We start from the raw sequence: 20,876 nt of genomic DNA, 5'->3' as shown, positions 1-20,876 counted from the left end.
TCTTACGCAATTGCTCCCCCCACCGATTACTGGGGAATGTATAATACCTGTCCTTCTTCCACATTCTGCTCGGACATGCGGTTATATAACAAAAGCTCCCGCGGCGTCAGTTGATAACGCTCGGCAATCACGTCGAGTGTCTCCTCACGCTGTACAATGCACATCCGGACCTTGCGGAACGGCGTTTCCTCGCGGCGGTTACCCAGGAACAGACTCTTCCACTCCACATCCTCAGCCGAAGCCGAATCAACCAATTCCTCCGCCTCTTCTTCCTCGTCCCGAGCGACTTGATCCTGAACCGTTCTGCTCGATTGAAGCAATGAAGATAAGCCTACACCCGATGTGCTGTTTGTGCTGCTGTTCTTCGAGTTGAAGGCCACCTTTAACTCCGGTTTGGTCGGAACCTCTTCAACTTTAACGGAAACCTCCTCCGTTATATCATCCATATCCTCCAAAGGTACTGCTTCCTCAGCAAAAACAGGCTGGGTTTCCTCCGTTTCCGGTGATTCCAGCACCGGTACGGCTTCAACTTCTTCGCCCTTACGCTCAATGACACCAGGGAAACCGGCTGCTGAATCTTCCTGCACCGGCTCCGGATTGGAGGCAGCCCGTTCAAATTGCCATACACTTGGAATCGACGGCTCAGTTGCCTGAGTTTCCGTCTCGCTATGTAAGGCATATTCGACCGTATCCCGGGCTTCAGTCGCACCGGAAATGCTTAGGGTGCTGTCCGAGGCCTGTGAATCCCGAGTTTGGTTCTCGTACTGCGCCCAGGATGCCAGATACTGCTGTGTGCGTGCATCCGTCCCGGACTCTTGGGCTTGGGGCTGAGCCTCGTTGAAGTAAGAAGGTGAAGCCGAATTCGCGTCAGTGTTGGCTCCGCCTTGAAACTGGTCATACGGGTTGGCTGCGAACTGCTGCTCCCCGTTCGAATAATCTGTCGCTTCAGGAGCATGTACCACTGTGAATTCCTCATTGGCCCATACTTGGTCACGGGCTCCTGGAGCCGCCGCCTGAATTCCTTTGAGCGACAGAACTCCTGTAATGTTCAAGCTGCGCTTAGATAACAAATCCACGTCAAAATTCTCGATCTCGACCGCGATGTCATCCAATGATGATACCCGGTTCAGCGGGACCGTGATTTCGACCGGAATCCAGTGTTCGAGCGGCTCCGTCTCTCCGGCTTCGGTGTCACCTTTATACAGGCCTGCAAGAAGCAGATGACCCCGAAGCGTGGCCTGGTCCTGCTGACTGATCACCTGAATGTGCGGGATCAACTCCGCCTCTTCCAATTCATCGATTCCCGGCAAATCTTCCGTTAAATTAATACGCTCGTAAATATCGAACCGCAATCCGTAGGACTGGTCAAACACGGGAATGTCCTCCTTTTTGGCATATACTATCCGTGATCTGTTATCACGGCATGAGCCTAAGTTTTGCCACTCAATTTATCTATATGCCGAAAATAGGAGAGCATGACTTTTTTGCGAATTGTGCGTGAAAGTTACCGGTTCATTCAGGATTTTGCAAATTTTCTTAACGGCCTGCTGACTCTATGATTTGCTCTCTTAACTCCAACATATCCTGAGGCCAGGGCGCTTCCACCTCGATACTCTCGCCCGAGAGAGGATGAGTAAACAACAGACATTTGCCATGCAGCGCCTGGCGCGGGAACGTCTCGGGTCCTCCGTATAAGGAATCTCCCAGAAGCGGATGTCCCATATGACTTAGATGTACCCGGATCTGATGCGTACGGCCGGTTTCCAGACGAATTTGCAGCAGGCTGGCTTTTGGATACACTTCAGATGAGAGAATATGCGTGATCGCAGCCTGCCCGGTTAATGAAACCCGCCGGCGGCTTGCGTGATAGCGGTCTTTGCCTATCGGCAAATCGATTCTCTTCAGATCCTGCGAGACCCTCCCCTGAACGATAGCCGCATAAATCCGGACGATCTTCTTCTCCCGCATGGCCTCGTCAAGCTTTAGCTGCGCATATTCATTCTTGGCGTACAGTACGGGACCTGTTGTGTCCTTATCCAGCCGATGAATATGCCGGACTGCCGTATGAATGCCTTCGGCTTCGTAATATGCAGCTACCACATGATTCAGCGTTGTCTCCGTGCTCTCGTTGTCCGGATGGACCGCCATGCCGGCCGGTTTGTTCACGACCAGGCAGAAATCGTCCTCGTACAATACATCTAGCTCCTGCCATCTCGGTTCGATGCCGTAATCCCGATAAGGAAAAAGGACCAGCCGAAGCCGGTCCCCTCTCCATTGTATCCCTTGCTCATGATGAAGCTTGCGATACAGCTTCTCGGGCATACCGACCGTTCCCATAAGCCACTTGGCAGCAGCCTCGTTCCGATCCGGCTGACCTAACAGCGCCTTGCCCGGCGCCATCTCCAGCCATTCGCCGCGTTTGCTCCAATTGCCCCCGTAACTCATAGGCTCTTGAAGGCATTGTAGTTGGCTTCGATGGTGGCATCGATATCTTCCACCGTATGCGCTCCCGAGATGAACATGCCCTCGAACTGGGAAGGAGGTACGCTGACTCCCTCTTCTACCATCGCTGCAAAATATTGACGGAAACGATCCAGATCGCTTGTCTTGGCCGTATCAAAATTGACAACCGGCGTATTCGTGAAGAAAGGACATACCATGGACCCGATCCGGTTGATCGTAAGCGGAACCCCGAATTCCTTAGCGTTTCGCTCAAATCCGGCCTGAAGGCGAGCTCCCCGTTCCTCCAGCTGTTCATAGATAGCAGGCGTCAACAGTTTTAGAGTCGTGTAGCCGGCCGCCATGGCGAGCGGATTTCCGCTTAGCGTTCCTGCTTGATAGATCGGCCCTGCCGGAGCAATCTGATCCATCAGCTCACGCTTGCCTCCATAAGCACCGACTGGCAGACCGCCGCCGATCACCTTGCCCAGACATGTCAAATCCGGCGTAACGCCATAACGTCCTTGCGCACAGTTTAGATCCACGCGGAATCCGGTCATGACCTCGTCGAAAATAAGCACTGTACCATAATCGGAAGTGACCTTGCGGAGTCCTTCCAGGAACCCTGGCTGTGGAGGTACCACGCCCATGTTGCCGGCCACCGGCTCAACAATGACTGCGGCGATCTCTTCGCCGAACCGCTTGAAGGCAAGCTCTACCGACTCCAAGTCATTATAAGGAACGGCAATGGTGTTGGAAGCCACGCTCTCAGGGACACCGGGACTATCGGGAAGACCCAGCGTTGCGATGCCCGATCCGGCCTTGATCAGAAGGCTATCGGCGTGACCGTGATAAGAGCCTTCGAATTTGATGATTTTGCTGCGCCCGGTATAACCGCGCGCCAGCCGGATGGCGCTCATGGTAGCTTCCGTACCGGAATTCACCATTCGCACAACCTCCATCGACGGCACGCGCTCGCAGACGAGCTTCGCCATCTTCGTTTCCAACAGGGTTGGCGCACCAAAGCTGGTCCCCTTCGCAGCGGTCTCCTGAAGCGCTTCAACGACCTCAGGGTGCGCGTGGCCCATAATCAGCGGTCCCCAAGAACCTACGTAATCGATAAAGCTGTTGCCATCGATATCATATACGCGGCTGCCTTCTCCGCGATCGATATAAATCGGCGTTAGTCCCACAGATTTAAACGCACGTACCGGACTGTTGACACCGCCGGGAATGTATAACTTCGCTTCTTCAAAAGCAGAACGCGATAATTCTTCTTTCCGCATATCTTGGCTCATACTATGCACTCCTAACTCTTTAGTCGTTATTGGTTACTTGCTGCGCATCCAGCGTGCTGCATCCTTCGAGAAATACGTGATGATAATGTCCGCACCGGCACGCTTCATCCCCGTCAGCAGCTCCATCACAATCGCCTGCTCACTGATCCATCCCTGCTGAGCAGCCGCCTTAATCATGGAATATTCCCCACTTACGTTATAAGCGACAATCGGCAGATCAAACTGGTCTCTCAGCAATCTGACAACGTCAAGGTAGGCCATAGCTGGTTTCACCATCAGCATATCGGCGCCTTCCAGCACGTCCGTCTCCGCCTCGCGAAGCGCCTCTCTCACATTGGCCGGATCCATCTGATAGGTTTTACGGTCGCCGAACTGCGGAGCAGAATCGGCAGCTTCACGGAAAGGTCCGTAAAAGGCCGAAGCGTACTTAACCGAGTAAGACATGATCGGCACGTTATAAAATCCGGCTTCATCAAGTCCGGAACGAATGGCTTGAACAAAACCGTCCATCATATTGGAAGGTGCAATAATATCGGCTCCCGCCTTCACTTGGGAAACCGCTGTACGAACGAGCAGCTCCAGTGACTCGTCGTTTAATACATCGCCGCAGATGTGACCGTCACGCTCAAAGGTATGCACCATACCGCAGTGGCCGTGGTCGGTAAATTCGCACAAGCACGTATCAGCAATCACCAGGAGATCGGGATACCACGACTTAATGAGACGGGTAGCCTCTTGGACAATCCCGTCATCCGCAAAACCGGATGTGCCTACGCTGTCTTTGGTCTCAGGAATTCCGAACAGGAGCACAGCAGGAATGCCTAGACTTACGATTTCGTCTACTTCCTCTTTCAAGGTATCGAGCGAAAAATGATAGACCCCCGGCATCGAGGAAATTTCGGATTTCACACCACTGCCATAGGTAACGAAGATTGGCTGAACCAGATCCTCCGTATGAAGCACGGTCTCACGGACCATGCTGCGAATGCCGGCATTTTGACGCAGCCGACGATGGCGTACGATTGGAAAACTCATGACGTATACCTCCTGATGATGTAATTTTTGATCATGTATTTAAAAGATAAGGATATTATGGCGCAACGCGGCGTGGATCGTTCTCATTCCAAATGCACAAGGCCTTCACCAGACTGTCGATCGTCGCTTCCTCGGCGAGGAGGGATACGTGCAGACCGGCTTCCTCTGCCGTCTGGGCGGTCAAAGGTCCGATGCAAGCAATCGTCGATCCTTTTAACAGTTCGGCAGGATCTGCTACGCCCATCCCCTTCAGCGCCTTCAGCAGATTGGTAACGGTAGAGGAACTGGTAAAAGTAACGGCGTGAATGCCGCCATCTTGAAGCAGCTTCAACAGCTCATCATCGTCCTCACCACACAGCACGTTCTCATAGATCACGGCTTCCGTCACGAGCAGACCCATTTCCGTCAGCTTCTCTGGCAGCCACTTGCGTGCCAGATCGCCCCGAGGCAGCAGCACACGCTGACCAGGCTTGAGCTCTGAACCGTAAGCATCGATAATGCCTTCCGCCTGGTACCGCTCCTTAATGACTTCAGCGGCTATGCCGTAATTACCAAGAGCATGGGCTGTTGCTGGACCAACCGCGACGATGCGGGCAGAGGCTAGGGAACGAATATCGCGCCCATTCTCCTTCAAGTGGCGGAAAAAGAATTCGACTCCGTTCACGCTGGTGAAGAATACCCAGTCATACGTACTCAGCTTGTCCAGTGCTTGTTGAACGCCAGCAAGCACTTCGTCCTTCGAAGGCATGACGATGTCGATGACGGGAAATTCATAAGGCTCTCCGCCGAGCTCTTCGATTTGGGATACCAATGCACTGGCCTGGCTACGGGCCCTCGTGACCAGAATTCGTTTACCGAACAGAGGCAGCCGTTCTGCCCACTTCAGGTGCTCCCGCTGAAGCACCACCTGCCCAACAACGATGACGGCAGGCGGCTGAAAATCCGCTGCCTTGACTCTGTCCTCGATGTCCGCCAGCGTGCCCGTCAGCGTATCTTGCTCCGCTCGGGTTCCCCATCTAATAAGAGCCACCGGGGTTTCTGGCGGCCTGCCGTGTTTGATCAGTTGACGACTGATATAGCCGATCTTGGCCACACCCATCATAAAAATCAAAGTCCCCGTTGCATTGGTCACCTTATCCCATTGAATCATCCGGTCCAGCTTTTCGGGACTTTCATGCCCGGTAATGATGGATAAAGATGAAGCATGGTCACGATGCGTCACCGGAATCCCGGCATAAGCCGGAACGCTGATCGCTGAGGTGATCCCCGGTACAATCTCGTACAAGATGCCATGACGGTATAACAGCTCCGCTTCTTCGCCTACTCTACCGAAGATGGTTGGATCGCCGCCCTTTAAACGGACGACCTTCTTGCCTTCCAAAGCATAATCAACCAGTAGCTGATTGATCTGCTCCTGCTTCATCGTATGCCGATCGGGGAGCTTGCCTACATAGACCTTCTCCGCTCCGGGCTTCATCCACCGCAGCAGCCGAGGGCTGGCTAATCGGTCGTACACCACGACATCTGCCTTCTCAATGCATTCCTTGCCTTTAATCGTGATCAGGCGCGCATCGCCCGGTCCTGCTCCCACGAGATAAACCTTGCCTGCCATCCCCTCAACCCCTAACTTGTGCCAGTATCTTCTCCGCTCCTTTAGCTTTCAGCTTTGCAGCCACTTCCACTCCGAGCGATTCAGGGTCGGTTCCTTCGGCGCTTTCCTTCAATACGATTTCGCCGTCAGGAGAGCCAACCATTCCTGTTAATTGTATAACGTTTTGTGCTCCGCGGGAATCTTCGGCATCCACATTCTTCAGGACAGCGTAAGCCCCGATAGGCACCTGGCATCCTCCGTTCAGCTCGCTCAGAAACTTGCGTTCAGCCGCAACGGTTCGTGCGGTGACATCATCATTATAAAGTGAGAGCAAATGCAGCAGCTCAGCATCGTTCTCGCGGCATTCAATCCCGAGTGCGCCCTGGCCAACGGCAGGCAGGCTAATTTCAACCGGCAAGTACGATGTGATCCGGTCCTCCCAGCCCATGCGCTGAAGACCTGCGGTCGCCAGAATGATGGCCTGAAATTCACCATCCTCCATTTTGCGAATGCGAGAATCGATATTCCCTCGAATCCATTCGATCTGCAGATCCGGCCGATAGGCCTTGAGCTGGCTGGAACGGCGCAGACTGCTTGTCCCCACTTTGGCACCTGTAGGAAGGTCATCCAGCGTTGCCCCTTCTTTGGAGATCAGGCAATCACGAGGATCCTTTCTTGCCGGCACCGCGCCGGACACCAAACCTTCGGGCAGAACAGAGGGCATGTCCTTCATGCTATGAACCGCCATATCAATCTCACCGTCGATCATCGCCTGCTCGATTTCTTTGACAAACAATCCTTTGCCGCCTACCTTGGAAAGCGTAACATCCAGTATGCGGTCGCCCTTGGTGACGATTTTCTTGACGGTGAAGTCATAGTCCAGACCATGCTCCTTGGCTAAACGCTTTAAATCATCGATAACCTGTCCTGTCTGTGTCAGTGCCAGAGCACTTTGTCTACTGCCAACTACGATTGTGCGCATCTTTCATTCCTCCTGATTATTCGCAATCCACTGCTTGATTTTATCCTCACTCCAGGGCGCATAACCTTCGCGGCGGATCTCTCCGAGCATATCCATGCGGTATGCCTTGTGCAGCAGCCGTCTGCGTGCATCAGCAGACTCCACCTCTTCCCTAATTACCGAACGCATCCTATATAAAAAATCCAAATAATCCTCATACTCAGGCCCGAACTGTTCTTCGAGATCGTCGCGTATACCGCGTGCGGCCATCGGCCCAGCTCCTGATGTTGATACAGCCAGTGTAAGCCTCCCTCGCCGCAGCACCGTCGGGTTGATAAACGTCCCGGCCTCGCCGTTGCTGGCTACGTTAACCAACACGCCAAGACGATCGGCGTCCTCCGCTATCTTCAGGTTCAGCATGCTGTCGTCCGTTGCCGCATGAACCATGAACGCGCCTGTCAGATCGTCTGATTGATACTTCCGCTTCGTCCATCGAAGAACATTCTCATTGGCCAAACGTTGAAGTTTCTCGCTTCGTAGTATGGGACTTACAATATGTACGCTTGCTCCGGCATTCAGCAGGGTGTCGGCTTTACGTTCCGCCACCTTGCCGCCGCCGACAATCAAGCATAGACGTCCCCTGCAGTTCAGCAGGACGGGCACATAATGATCATCATATGCCATCTGCCATCACACTCCTGACCAACTATGGAAAGCGGACCACGTATTGAGAAAGAAATTCAAAATAATGAATCCATACCCGATTAAGGCCCATATGGCTGCTTCCCTGCCTGACCTTCTCCACAGGCGACGTTTGATGAAATAAACCAAATACATCGCAAGAGCCGTCAATGTAGACAGGACTTTGATATCCAAGAACAAGGTCCATCGCCCAGCCATGGCCACCGACATGACGGCCAAAATGAGCGACATGACCAGAATAATCGTTCCAGCCATCAGCGCTTTATAAGAATAAACATCAAGCTTCTCCAGACTTGGCAGCCTGCGGATCGTATCATTCCATTGCTTGTGCTTCAGTTTCCGGTGAAGGAACATATAAATCGCCGCAAACACAGCCCCGACGGTCAAAGCGGCGAAGCTGACACTCGCCAGGGCAATATGAATAAGCAAGAGACGATGTTCCGTCTCCCAGCTGTACAATGCATTGTCTCCCGCCGTGACCCATAAACGATTGACCAGCATGACGCTAAACCCGACGAGGTTCATTAACAGGACGGCAAATTCCGACCGCTTCAAATACGCCAGGGCAATCGAAGTAATCGATATGCAGAACGCCAGCAGGAACAGGAAATCAAACAGCGTAAACACCGGGAAGTGGAAATGTCCGCCTTCCATCGCTCTGATGCTGATTCCGGTGAATTGTAACAGTGCAGTAATAACAAGAAGCCCTGTGCCTATCCGCTTCGCCACCGAATTGCGTGAAACGCAATCCGAGATATAAAACAGAAGGCTCAGGGCATAGATACAAATGCCGGTGATATAAATTAAGTTTAACAGCATGGGTTTGTACTCACCCTCCTCAAAGGGTGGCTGGGGCTAGAGACACCTTAAGCGGTTTCTCTTCTGCCTGCTGATCTACAGCATTCTTCGTCCGTTCAGCTTTAACGGGTGCAGTTGCTTTCTTGTTGCGGCTGCGGGCTTCCTGCTCATTCTCATGGATCAGGCTTTCCAGCGCAAAGATTTGTGAAAAATAATCCAGTGCTTCACCGCCCTGCTTGCCGCCCGTCATTTCCTTAATCCGGTTAATGGGATCATGCATCATCTGGTTAACGATGCTCTTGGTCAAACGACGGATGACTTTTCGCTGGCGTTCATCCAGTTCTGGAAGCTTGTTGAACAAGCTTTCCATCGTTTCTTCATGAATGGTATTCGACTTCTCCTGCAAGGCCCGAATTGCCGGTCTGACACCGAGCGTCTTCAGCCATGTGTGGAATGCATCCATCTCTTCTTGAATCATTACTTCAATCTTCGCTGCTTCCACCCGGCGCATTTCCATATTGGTCTCTACAATGCCTTCCAGATCATCAATATCGTACAAGAACACATTGGAAAGTTCCCCAATCACCGGATCGATATCCCGTGGCACAGCAATATCAATCATGAACAACGGGCGGGCCTGACGTTTCTTCATGCTCTCTTTAACCCGCTCCGCATTCAGAACATATTCATTCGAGCCCGTAGAGCTAATAATAATATCGACTTCATGCAGCAAATTCTTGGCTTCGGCTATGGTGCACGGCGTCCCTTGGAACTTGCGTGCAAGTTCCTCCGCACGGCCAAGCGTACGGTTGGCTACAATTACTTCCGCAGCACCGTTGGCATAAAGATGCTTCACGGTAAGTTCGCTCATCTTGCCTGCGCCGAGAATCATTACTTTTTTGTCGTTAAACGTACCGAAAATCCGTTTACCCAGTTCCACCGCAGCATAGCTGACAGAAACAGCACTCTCTCCGATCGATGTCTCGGAATGAGCCCGCTTGCCGAGCGTAACAGCTTGCTTAAACAACATATTAAACCAAGTACCGGTGGCATTCTGCTGCTGCGACGTCAAAAAAGCATTGCGCACCTGTCCCAGGATCTGCGTCTCTCCAATGACCATGGAATCCAAGCCGCAAGTAACCTTAAACAGATGGGAAATCGCTTGTTCGTCTTCATATATATAGAGGTGTTGTGTAAATTCTTCACGATTAATGCCGAACCACTGTTCCATAAAACTGCGGATAAAGTAGCCGCACATATGAAGGCGGTCTACCACAACATAAATCTCAGTGCGGTTGCAGGTAGCGACAATGACGCCTTCCAATACGCTCTTGGTCGAATTTAGCTGCTCTAACGCCTTCGGCATGTCTTCTTCCGAGAATGTAAAACGTTCTCTGACTTCCACGGGCGCCGTGCGATAGTTCAACCCAACAACGACGATGTGCATTGCATGTTCACCTGCCTATTTCTCCGAGTAGTTTTGCCGTTCACAACGGACTGTCTTGACCCTGTTCATTATATCACAGTATATTGAGCACCCTTGTCTATTTTATGAAATGTTTATGAAATCCCCATACTTCTTCATTCCATTCATGAAGATTTCTACCTGTAGATCGTACCTTACTATTGTGGATATAGAACACCTTAGATATACGTGTTATTTTCTACGAAATCTCATTTCAGAGAACGACGGACTGGAAATCGACCGTACTTCTCAATCCCCAAAATAAATAACCATGGAAACCTCCATGGTTATCAGTATAGGCATTTTTTTAGAAGGCTGGATTAAACGAGTTCAGCCTGGTTCATCTCAGGCGTTTCCACGGTCATTTCGCCGAGTCCTCGCACGAGTTTCTTAGCATAGCATTTTTCAGGTTTCAAAGCGGATACCAGATAGTCAATAGCCAGTTGCGGATCTACTGTCTCCCCGCAGGTATAACAGTCAATCGCAGCAAAACCTCTCTCAGGGTATGTGTGAATCGAGAGATGGCTTTCCGACAGCAACACCAGCACAGTTGCACCTTGTGGTTCAAATTGCTTGGATTGGACGGACATTACCGTTGCTCCACATGCTTCAGCGGCTTCCACCATCTGAGCTTGCAAAAATTCTGCACTGTTCAATAGTTCAAAATCGACTCCCCAAGTATCAACAGCAACGTGTCTTCCGAAAGTTGAGTATTCCATCTTCCGGTTTCCCCCTTCCTAGGAATAAAATGTTTGAAAATTTCATCCGCTAGGACCTACGTCATTCACTTCCCGAGGGAATAATCTCTCGCAACATTACATGTCCTGAGTGAATCCTGGTTCCTATATTCTTTTCAACGAGATTAAAAATAACATCTATGACGCTTAAATGCAACACCTTTTTCGAAAATAACCCATAAATATTTTACAGCTCAATATATGTGCGAATGAACCACTTGGTGTCATGGATCCGTGAATAAAAAAGGCGCCCTGTTACAGGGCAGCCTCCTTAGGCCTCTAGCACGAATAGGCGTTGATTAAACCGTCGCAGCCGCTCATCTATGGTCTTCGTAATAAGATTATCATTCCCTGCTGCAATCCGTTGGTCCAGAAGCACGTTAATATGATGCTGGATGGATTCGATCTCTTTCTCTGCTTCATTGCTGTTGAAGAGTCGCTGCAGCTCTCCTGCCGTATTCTTGTACTCATAAATGACAATGCTGTCGTTCCCGGTGACTTGCGTAATTCTGTGCACCGTTCCCGCGTGGTAGTCGTAGCTCATCGTAAAGCCGCGATAAATCCGATTCACTTTACCTGATCCCTTAAAAGCCGCAAACAGTTTGCGTACGGCATTTGTCAGATGGGGAGTAACCAATCGGCACGACAGCTCACAGACGTACAAGCCATTCTTGCGTTCAAAGGGCAAATGAACTTCTTCCCCGCTTTCATCTTCGAGCACGAACTCCTGCTCTCCGCTATCCATGACTTTTACCCGGTTAGTAACCCGGAAAGCTTGGGTATACTGCAGAAATTGATCCATTTGAATATCCGTCATTTGCATTGTGGCATTAACATATTCTGTGGCTAACCGCTGAGCCATAAAAATCTCCCTCAATTCTTTTAACTTACTACCATTATACAGCAAATCCAAGCGGTCTTTCCTGTCTTTCGAATGAGAATATCCATCATATTTCATAAAAAAACGGAATTAGCCGGAATCAGAGCGATATTTCCCGCAAGATGCTCACTTTCCTGTAAAGAATTCACCGATTCCCTATATTAGCCTTGAAAAAAATATCACGAAATTAATCGGATCAGGCTTGCTCATTGCCTTCCGTTTCCGAATCCATATATGGCTCTTCCTCTTCATTCATAGTCCCCATATGGGACTCCATGATGGCCCATAACTCATCTTTACCCAGACCGAGCTCGGATGAAAACATGACAAAAGAGTGATAGGGTTTGAAGCCTAGTGTTTCCTTCACGATCTTTACATGCTTCTCACGGCGCGTTTTCGGAATTTTGTCCGCCTTGGTCGCAACCACGCATACCGGCCGGTTATAATGCTGCAGCCATTCATACATGCTGATGTCATCTTTTGAGGGCGGGTGACGCATGTCCACAATCAGTAATACAAGCTTCAGTTCTTCCCGGCTGAGCAAATATCTCTCAATCATTTCGCCAAATGCCGCACGCTGGGTCTTGGATACCTTCGCATAACCATAGCCGGGAAAATCGACCAGATACAGGTCGTCGTTCACCCGATAATAGTTGAGCTGCTGGGTTTTCCCCGGTGTTGCACTGGTTCGGGCCAGGTTCTTACGGGATATCATACGGTTAATCAGTGATGACTTGCCCACATTGGAACGCCCTGCCAGAGCAATTTCCGGCAAGGCGTCTTCAGGATATTGAGCAGGTACGACAGCACTGATGACAAACTCGGCTTTCGTAACTTTCATAATTAGACTTTCCTCTCTAGTGCACTCCCGCTTGTTCAACGAGCGCATGCTCCAGAACCTGATCCATATGGGATACCGGAACGAACTCAACGTCGTTCTTCACGCTGTCAGGTATATCACGCAAGTCACGTTCGTTATCCTTAGGGAGTAATATTTTTTTGTAGCCGGCACGGTGGGCTGCCAGGGATTTCTCTTTCAAGCCACCAATCGGAAGAACACGTCCCCGAAGTGTAATCTCCCCCGTCATGGCCACATCACGGGCTACATGCCGTTTGGTTAAAGATGAGATAAGAGCCGTCGCAATCGTAATGCCGGCTGAAGGGCCGTCCTTCGGAATGGCTCCCTCCGGGATATGGATATGGACATCCAGCTTCTCGTGGAAATCCGGATCAATGCCCAGTTCTACCGCCTTCGAGCGGGTAAAACTGAAGGCGGCTTGAGCCGATTCCTTCATCACATCACCCAGTTTACCCGTCAAGATCAGCTTGCCGGTACCAGGCACCACGGTAACCTCAATGGTCAGCGTCTCGCCGCCCACTTCCGTCCACGCAAGCCCTGTTACCGTGCCTACTTGATCTTCAAGCTCGGCCATACCATAGCGAAACTTCGGAATACCGAGATATTCCTTAATATCGTCAGCCTTAATCTCAATGGATTCCGATTGATTAGTCACGATCTGTTTGGCGGCTTTGCGGCATAGGGCAGCCACTTGCTGCTCCAGATTCCGCACCCCAGATTCACGGGTATATTCCCGGATCACCTTCATGAGTGCTTCCTCGTCCAGAATCAACTGCTCCGGCGTCAGCCCATGTTCACTCTTCTGCTTGGGCAGCAAATAACGATTGGCGATCTGCAGTTTCTCCAGCTCCGTATATCCTGGAATGTACAGCACTTCCATCCGGTCCAGGAGCGGTCTTGGAATGTTGTGAAGCACGTTTGCCGTCGTGACAAACATGACGTTGGACAGATCAAAAGGAATTTCCACGAAATGATCGCTGAACGTATTGTTTTGCTCAGGGTCAAGTACCTCAAGCAGGGCGGAAGACGGGTCGCCGCGGAAGTCGGACGCCATCTTATCGATTTCATCCAGCAGGAACACAGGATTCATCGACCCCGCCGTTTTCATGCCTTGAATGATGCGTCCCGGCATGGCCCCTACATAAGTACGCCGGTGGCCACGAATTTCCGCCTCGTCTCTTACCCCGCCTAACGAAATGCGAACGAACTTGCGCTCCAGAGAGCGGGCGATGGACCGGGCAAGTGATGTTTTACCGACCCCCGGAGGACCCACCAGACATAGAATAGGCCCTTTCATCTTCTTCACCAGCTTTTGCACCGCCAGATATTCCAGCACGCGCTCCTTCGGCTTCTCGAGACCGTAATGGTCCTCGTCCAGCACTTGCTCTGCTTTGATGATGTCCAAATCATCCTCGGTCTTGTTGGTCCAAGGCAACGCCAACAGCCAATCGACATAGTTCCGAATCACGCCGCCCTCAGCAGAGCTCGCCGGCATTTTCTCGAGTCGGTCGATTTCCTTCTCTACCTTTTCGTGCACGCGCTCGGGCAGCTCAAGCTCCTGAAGCTGACTTCGGAGTTCCTCTACTTCCCCGGCACGGCCTTCCTTGTCGCCAAGCTCTTTCTGAATGGCCTTCATCTGTTCGCGCAAATAGTATTCCTTCTGGGTCTTCTCCATTTGCTTCTTGACCCGCTGGTTAATCTTACGCTCCAGCTCCAGCACTTCACGCTCGTTATTCAGTATATCTAGAAGTTTCTCGAGCCGTTTGCGAACATCAATTGTTTCGAGAATTTCTTGCTTATCCTTGATCTTCAGTGACAAATGACTCGTGATGACGTCTGCCAGTCGACCCGGCTCATCAATATCGGAAACGGCCGCCAGTGTCTCTGGTGTCACCTTCTTCGAGAGATTGATATAATTCTCAAACTGAGACAGTACGGTTCGCATTAATGCGGAAACTTCGGGGTCATGGTTCTCTTCCTCGGGAAGTTCCCGAGCAATGACCTCATAGTATTCCTCTTGATCCGTATATTCAATAACTTCCGCCCGTTCCATACCCTCCACTAGCACACGTATGGTACCGTTGGGAAGCTTAAGCATCTGGCGTACATTCGCAACTGTGCCAATCCGAAAAATATCATCCTGCGTCGGTTCTTCAATGTTCACTTCCGATTGAGAACATAGGAGAATCAAATTGTCTTCAACCATCGCCTTTTCTAAAGCCTTTACCGATTTCTCCCGGCCTACATCCAAGTGAAGCACCATACTTGGATAGACCAACAGACCTCTCAAAGGCAGTAAAGGAAAACGACGACCTTTGGATTTACTTGGTCCCATCGCTTTCGCACCTCCAATGGCTCTCAATGTTGACACTATTCCTATTTTATCAAATCTGCGTATAAAAAACCAACCAAACGAAGCTTAACATCCTCCGGCGTCCGTTATTTTGCCGTTGCGCGGAGGCGTCGCCTGCAGCAATGAAGCGGAAGCGGATGGAAATACCTCGTTTGCAGGGAGCTGTACCACCTCCGGAGCGAATGATCCACCAAAAATATGGCTGAATACTTCATCCAGCGACTCTACCGGAATTACCCGTAAGCCGCCGCTCAAATCCTGAAACAGCGTCTGCCAGTTGTCTTTAGGGATGATGACACGGGTAGCACCTGCCTGGAATGCCGCCTCCACTTTAGCGATGACCCCGCCTATCGGTTTCACTTTTCCATGAATACTCATCTCGCCAGTCATGGCGACCTTGTTATCGACTTCAATCCCTTTGATGGCTGATACAATTGCTGTTGCCATCGCAATACCGGCGGAAGGACCGTCAATCGGTGTTCCTCCGGGAAAATTGATGTGCAGGTCATAGTTCTTAGGTGTAAAGCCCATCGAACCCAGCACGGTTAGTACATTCTCGATCGAGCCTTTGGCCATGCTCTTGCGACGCAGCTTGCGCGAGCCTCCGCCAAATTCCTCTTCATCCACAACCCCGGTGATATTGTAGGTACCCCGGCCCTCTTCGACAGGAACTGCAGATACTTCAATTTCAAGCAGTGCCCCCATATTCGGGCCATATACGGCCAATCCGTTTACTACGCCAATCTGAGGCTTCTCCGGTATTTTCCGGTCGGGCCTTGGCTGAAGCTGGCTGCTGCTGGCTACCCATTCTACATCTGCCGCTCGCAGCGAATCTCGCTTCTCCGTCAAAGCAAGACCGGCAGCCAATTGAATCATATTGACCGCTTCCCGTCCATTGGAGCAGTACTGCTTCACAACTTCCACCGCTTCAGGCGCTGCATTCAAACCAATTTTCTGAATGGCATCCTCTGCAATTCTCCCAATTTCTTCAGGCAAAAGCGGACGGAAAAAAATCTCCATGCAGCGCGAGCGAAGTGCAGGAGCAATCTCTTCGGGCGAACGTGTCGTAGCACCCACCAGACGGAAGTCTGCCGGAAGGCCATTTTGAAAAATATCGTGTATATAGGCAGGTGTATTGGCATCCTCCGAATTATAATATGCACTTTCGAGCAGTACCTTGCGGTCCTCCAGCACTTTTAAAAGCTTATTCATCTGGATGGGATGCAATTCCCCGATTTCATCAATAAACAGGATCCCCCCATGGGCCTTGGTCACCGCACCCGGCTTCGGCTGAGGAATGCCTGCAACCCCCATGGCACCGGCACCTTGATAAATCGGATCATGAACAGACCCGATGAGCGGGTCGGCAATTCCCCGTTCATCAAAACGGGCCGTCGTTGCGTCGATTTCCGTGAATTTTGCGTCATATTTAAACGGCGATTGCGGGTTCTTCTTGGCTTCCTCCATCACGACGCGGGCAGCAGCAGTCTTACCGACCCCCGGGGGTCCGTAAACGATGACATGCTGAGGGTTCGCGCTGCATAGCGCTGCCTTTAAGGCGCGCAAGCCGTCCTTTTGCCCCACGATGTCATCCATCGTTTGCGGCCTTGTTTTCTCAGCGAGCGGTTTCGTTAGCGATATCGACCGGAGTTTGCGGAGTTTATCGAGCTCCTTGCGCGATTCCCGGTCCACCGCTGTTTTGCTTGTCTTCTGTCCGCGCAATAAATTCCAAAAATAAATGCCGATGATGACCGCAAAAAACAGTTGCACCAGCATAATTACGATACTTAAATTCACAAGTCATTCCTCCTGTACTCCATTATGTCTTCATCCAAACGTTAATACATGGTAGTATTGCCGATTCCTCGGATGGTAAAACGCGGGAGGGGGAACAAATTGTAAAAGAGGGTGATTTAATCAGGATGCATTAACAAAGTCGTAAAGTATCAAAAAGTGGATGGGAGACGTTGGGAGACGTTGAGATGGGAGACGTTGTGATGGGAGACGTTGTGATGGGAGACGTTGTGATGGGAGACGTTGTGATGGGAGACGTTGTGATGGGAGACGTTGTGATGGGAGACGCTCCGCGTACGTATCGTTCCTCCGATCGCTGTTGTTTCCGAATTTCATGAATGACGAGTACCAATGTAGAAATTCGGAAACAAAGGCGAACGCATCCGCTTCTCCGGAATCGATTCGTCCGCTCCGCTGGTGCGGCGCATGGCATCCTTCTTCATCGTGGGGGGTGGGGAGAGTGGAGAACTGAGCTTCAGTTATCAGAAGCTCAGTAAAGAATAGTTACTGTAAAACATACCATTGAAACGAGCTCCTCCTATTACCGCACGTCAGATAAACAAGTTATATTACTTGTCCTATTCGGTCATTGCTACACTTTTGACCGTTCAAAGAAATTTCAAGGATATACCCTGCCTCCCCCTTAAACTCTTTCAAAACAACAAAACGGCAGTCTCTTTGAATCCAGAGACTGCCGTTTTTATTTAAGTGGGGATACATTTCAAAAACCAAGTTATCTAGCTTAGACCGTGGATTTGTGCTTGCGGCCCGGGATTTCGCCGGTTTCCTCGTACACCTTCACGATATGATCGATTTCTTTCTTGAGCTCTTCAACCATGATCTCTTCCGGCACCTTACGGATCATCTCTCCGTATCGGAAGAGCAAACCTTCACCCCGAGCGCCGGCAATACCAATGTCGGCTTCTCTGGCCTCTCCGGGACCGTTTACGGCACAGCCCAGAACGGAAACCTTGATCGGGACTTTAATCTTCGAGATGTACTCCTCTACCTCATTGGCAATGGAGAACAAATCGATATCCAGCCGTCCGCAGGTCGGGCAAGATACCAAGGTTGCCGCATCCGAGATCAGACCGAAGGATTTTAGCAGTTCCCGGCCGACCTTGATCTCTTCCACAGGATCGGCACTCAAGGAAATACGCATCGTGCTGCCGATTCCGAGGGACAACAGCGCGCCAAGTCCGGCGGCACTCTTGACGGTACCCGAGAACAGGGTCCCTGCTTCGGTAATGCCCAGGTGAAGCGGGTACGGAATCACTTCTGCAGCCTTAGTGTAAGCTGCAATCGCCATCGGTACATCAGAAGCTTTAAGCGAAACGATGATATCATGGAAATCCAGTTCTTCCAAGATGCCGATATGATACAAGGCGCTTTCCACCATGGCTTCCGGTGTCGGATACCCGTATTTTTCAAGGAGATGATTCTCCAAGGAACCGGCGTTAACTCCGATTCGAATCGGAATCCCCTTCTCTTTGCATGCTTTCACGACAGCTTCGACCTTTTCACGCTTACCGATGTTTCCCGGATTGATCCGGACTTTATCGATACCGTTCTCGATCGCCATCAGGGCAAGTTTGTAGTTGAAATGAATGTCCGCCACAAGCGGAATATGAATACGTTTCTTGATTTCCTTAATGGCCGCAGCTGCTTCCTCATTGTTCACCGTTACCCGAACGATCTGACATCCCGCTTCTTCCAGACGGAGTATCTCGGCAACGGTCGCCTCCACATCTGCTGTTTTGGTGGTGCACATGCTTTGAATAATGACTTCGTTCTTTCCCCCAATAGTGAGATTCCCCACCTTGACGGGCCGTGTGTCTTGTCTCAAAAACATGGTACGATCTCTCCCATATAACGCCAAAGCTCCACTCCAATCAACCCGATTGGGTATAACTGGAAGTGGAGAATCAGCGTAGATTTATTCCACGTCTAATGCGCTAGAGCACATTAGGCGCTTTCTTCTTGTTTCTTATCGTCTTCGTTACTTTTGGCTTGCAGTTCAGGAATCACTTTATCACGAACGACCTGCTCCGTAATGACGCAATCCTTAATATCATCTCTTGACGGCGCTTCGTACATCACATCCAGCATGATGCTTTCAATGATGGAACGCAGTCCGCGTGCGCCGGTATTGCGCTTAATGGCTTCGCGGGCAATCGCTTCTAGCGCACCTGGCTCAAATTTGAGGTTTACGTTGTCAAATTCAAGCAGCTTTTGGTACTGTTTTGTCAGCGCGTTTTTCGGCTCGGACAGAATCCGTACCAATGTCGCCTCATCCAGTGGTTCGAGCGTAGACACAACTGGCAGACGACCAACGAACTCCGGAATCAAGCCGAATTTCAGCAGATCTTCCGGCAGAACCATCGTCAGGTATTCACCTGGCTTAAGATCCTTCTGGTTTTCTCCGGCTGCATTAAAGCCGATGACCTTTTTACCGATCCGGCGTTTAATGTACTGCTCCAATCCGTCAAATGCACCGCCGCAAATGAACAGGATGTTCGTCGTATCGATCTGGATGAATTCCTGATGTGGATGCTTGCGTCCACCTTGCGGCGGCACGGAAGCAACGGTACCTTCAAGAATTTTCAGCAGGGCCTGCTGAACCCCTTCACCGGAAACGTCACGGGTAATGGACGGGTTCTCCGATTTACGAGCCACTTTATCGATCTCATCAATATAGATAATGCCGCGTTCCGCTTTTTCCACATCATAATCCGCTGCTTGAATCAGCTTCAGCAGAATGTTCTCAACATCCTCACCTACATAACCAGCTTCGGTCAGTGAAGTTGCATCTGCAATAGCGAACGGCACGTTGAGAATTTTGGCCATGGTTTGCGCGAGCAATGTTTTACCGGAACCTGTTGGTCCGAGCAGCAAAATATTACTCTTTTGCAATTCAACGTCCTCAATTTTGTTCTGGGTATTGATGCGCTTATAGTGATTGTAAACGGCAACGGAAAGGGACTTCTTCGCTTGATCCTGACCGATTACGTATTGATCCAGAATGTCACGAATATCACGAGGTTTCGGAATATCCTTCAGATCCACTTCTTCCTCATGGCCGAGTTCTTCCTCAACGATCTCTGAACACAAGTCAATACACTCGTCACATATATAAACACCGGGCCCCGCAACCAGCTTGCGGACCTGCTCCTGCGATTTACCGCAGAAGGAGCATTTCAGCTGCCCTTTGTCATCGTTAAATTTAAACATGCTATTACCACCCCTTAAGATTTGGTCGGTGAAGACAGAACATCATCAATAATCCCGTACGCCTTCGCTTCCTCCGCGCTCATGAAAAAGTCGCGGTCCGTATCGCGTTCGATTTTTTCAAGGGGCTGACCCGTGCGCTCCACATAGATTTGATTCAGCTTATGTCTGGTCTTGATGATCCAATCTGCATGGATTTGGATATCGGATGCCTGACCTTGAATGCCTCCGAGCGGCTGATGAATCATCACTTCACTGTTCTCAAGAGCATAGCGTTTGCCTGGCGCTCCTGCAGTAAGCAACAGTGACCCCATGCTGGCAGCCATGCCAACGCAAATCGTGGACACATCAGGCTTGATCAACTGCATCGTATCATATATACCCATCCCGGCTGTAACCGAACCGCCAGGGGAATTGATGTACAAAGAGATGTCTTTTTCCGGATCTTCCGCAGCTAGAAACAGAAGCTGGGCGATGACAAGATTGGCAACATCGTCATCGATCGCACTGCTGAGGAATATTATGCGATCCTTCAGTAATCTTGAGTAGATATCGTAAGATCTTTCGCCTCGACTGGTTTGTTCCACAACCATAGGTACAAGACTCATGCGACCAACCTCTTTTCCTTGAAAAATATACTACAACGTTACAAAAGTTATTCTAACATGTTCACAGCACGATGTCATTTTTTAACCCTGCTTACATCCTATGAACTTGCCAAGAATTATATCCTGCC

General features: G+C 50.5%; 18 protein-coding genes. 1 reads left to right on the top strand and 17 read right to left on the bottom strand.

The genetic code is table 11. From position 1 onward, the window contains the following. Positions 1–26: 26 nt before the first annotated feature. The 14 genes from MKY48_RS08045 to lonB form a co-directional block, all read right to left on the bottom strand. The gene (locus tag MKY48_RS08045; protein WP_339292669.1) at positions 27–1,373 is read right to left on the bottom strand and encodes a LysM peptidoglycan-binding domain-containing protein; all 1,347 of its coding nucleotides are present in this window, start codon (positions 1,371–1,373) and stop codon (positions 27–29) included. Positions 1,374–1,536: 163 nt separating this feature from the next. Continuing rightward, positions 1,537–2,445, bottom strand: a complete 909-nt coding sequence (locus MKY48_RS08040; RefSeq protein ID WP_339292668.1) for an RluA family pseudouridine synthase — start codon at positions 2,443–2,445, stop codon at positions 1,537–1,539. After that, on the bottom strand, positions 2,442–3,737 hold the full coding sequence (gene hemL, locus MKY48_RS08035) for a glutamate-1-semialdehyde 2,1-aminomutase (RefSeq protein WP_339292667.1): 1,296 nt from the start codon (positions 3,735–3,737) through the stop codon (positions 2,442–2,444). Before hemL ends, MKY48_RS08040 begins: the two co-directional genes overlap by 4 nt. Positions 3,738–3,770: 33 nt before the next feature. After that, positions 3,771–4,772, bottom strand: coding sequence for a porphobilinogen synthase (hemB, locus tag MKY48_RS08030; protein ID WP_339292666.1), 1,002 nt, complete (start codon positions 4,770–4,772; stop codon positions 3,771–3,773). Between the two features lie 55 nt (positions 4,773–4,827). Continuing rightward, on the bottom strand, positions 4,828–6,384 hold the full coding sequence (gene cobA, locus MKY48_RS08025) for a uroporphyrinogen-III C-methyltransferase (RefSeq protein ID WP_339292665.1): 1,557 nt from the start codon (positions 6,382–6,384) through the stop codon (positions 4,828–4,830). 4 nt (positions 6,385–6,388) lie between these two features. Further along, positions 6,389–7,345, bottom strand: coding sequence for a hydroxymethylbilane synthase (gene hemC / locus MKY48_RS08020; RefSeq protein ID WP_076323118.1), 957 nt, complete (start codon positions 7,343–7,345; stop codon positions 6,389–6,391). 3 nt (positions 7,346–7,348) lie between these two features. Further along, positions 7,349–8,008, bottom strand: coding sequence for an NAD(P)-dependent oxidoreductase (locus tag MKY48_RS08015; protein ID WP_339292664.1), 660 nt, complete (start codon positions 8,006–8,008; stop codon positions 7,349–7,351). Between the two features lie 6 nt (positions 8,009–8,014). Further along, positions 8,015–8,845, bottom strand: coding sequence for a cytochrome c biogenesis protein CcsA (ccsA, locus tag MKY48_RS08010; protein WP_339271564.1), 831 nt, complete (start codon positions 8,843–8,845; stop codon positions 8,015–8,017). Between the two features lie 19 nt (positions 8,846–8,864). Next, positions 8,865–10,271 (bottom strand): glutamyl-tRNA reductase, encoded by a 1,407-nt coding sequence (gene hemA, locus MKY48_RS08005; protein WP_339292663.1) that lies wholly within the window; start codon positions 10,269–10,271, stop codon positions 8,865–8,867. 338 nt (positions 10,272–10,609) lie between these two features. Further along, entirely contained in the window at positions 10,610–11,008 is a 399-nt protein-coding gene (gene speD / locus MKY48_RS08000; protein WP_076323114.1) for an adenosylmethionine decarboxylase, read from the bottom strand. Positions 11,009–11,297: 289 nt separating this feature from the next. Continuing rightward, complete coding sequence (locus MKY48_RS07995) at positions 11,298–11,888, bottom strand: non-ribosomal peptide synthetase module (RefSeq protein ID WP_076323113.1); 591 nt, start codon at positions 11,886–11,888, stop codon at positions 11,298–11,300. A 214-nt stretch (positions 11,889–12,102) separates the two neighbouring features. Then, a complete protein-coding gene (gene yihA / locus MKY48_RS07990) occupies positions 12,103–12,747 on the bottom strand; it encodes a ribosome biogenesis GTP-binding protein YihA/YsxC (RefSeq protein ID WP_339292662.1) in 645 nt (214 codons plus the stop codon). A 16-nt stretch (positions 12,748–12,763) separates the two neighbouring features. After that, a complete protein-coding gene (lon, locus tag MKY48_RS07985; RefSeq protein WP_339292661.1) occupies positions 12,764–15,100 on the bottom strand; it encodes an endopeptidase La in 2,337 nt (778 codons plus the stop codon). A gap of 84 nt (positions 15,101–15,184) precedes the next feature. After that, complete coding sequence (gene lonB / locus MKY48_RS07980) at positions 15,185–16,915, bottom strand: ATP-dependent protease LonB (RefSeq protein WP_339292660.1); 1,731 nt, start codon at positions 16,913–16,915, stop codon at positions 15,185–15,187. 185 nt (positions 16,916–17,100) lie between these two features. Between lonB and MKY48_RS07975 the strand changes: the two genes are divergently transcribed. Further along, complete coding sequence (locus MKY48_RS07975; RefSeq protein ID WP_339292659.1) at positions 17,101–17,250, top strand: hypothetical protein; 150 nt, start codon at positions 17,101–17,103, stop codon at positions 17,248–17,250. Between the two features lie 404 nt (positions 17,251–17,654). Here MKY48_RS07975 and ispG read toward each other — a convergent pair whose 3' ends face one another. From ispG to clpP, 3 genes are all read right to left on the bottom strand, one after another. Beyond that, positions 17,655–18,764 (bottom strand): flavodoxin-dependent (E)-4-hydroxy-3-methylbut-2-enyl-diphosphate synthase, encoded by a 1,110-nt coding sequence (gene ispG / locus MKY48_RS07970; RefSeq protein WP_100540796.1) that lies wholly within the window; start codon positions 18,762–18,764, stop codon positions 17,655–17,657. A gap of 113 nt (positions 18,765–18,877) precedes the next feature. Beyond that, positions 18,878–20,143, bottom strand: coding sequence for an ATP-dependent protease ATP-binding subunit ClpX (clpX, locus tag MKY48_RS07965; protein WP_076323107.1), 1,266 nt, complete (start codon positions 20,141–20,143; stop codon positions 18,878–18,880). 14 nt (positions 20,144–20,157) lie between these two features. Further along, positions 20,158–20,748, bottom strand: a complete 591-nt coding sequence (gene clpP, locus MKY48_RS07960; protein WP_006208779.1) for an ATP-dependent Clp endopeptidase proteolytic subunit ClpP — start codon at positions 20,746–20,748, stop codon at positions 20,158–20,160. Between the last annotated feature and the right edge of the window lie 128 nt (positions 20,749–20,876).

Source organism: Paenibacillus sp. FSL W8-0187, from assembly GCF_037969755.1.
Classification (GTDB): domain Bacteria; phylum Bacillota; class Bacilli; order Paenibacillales; family Paenibacillaceae; genus Paenibacillus_AQ.
The sequence above is the reverse complement of the archived record's forward strand: the minus strand, read 5'-3'. Positions and strand labels throughout refer to the sequence as shown.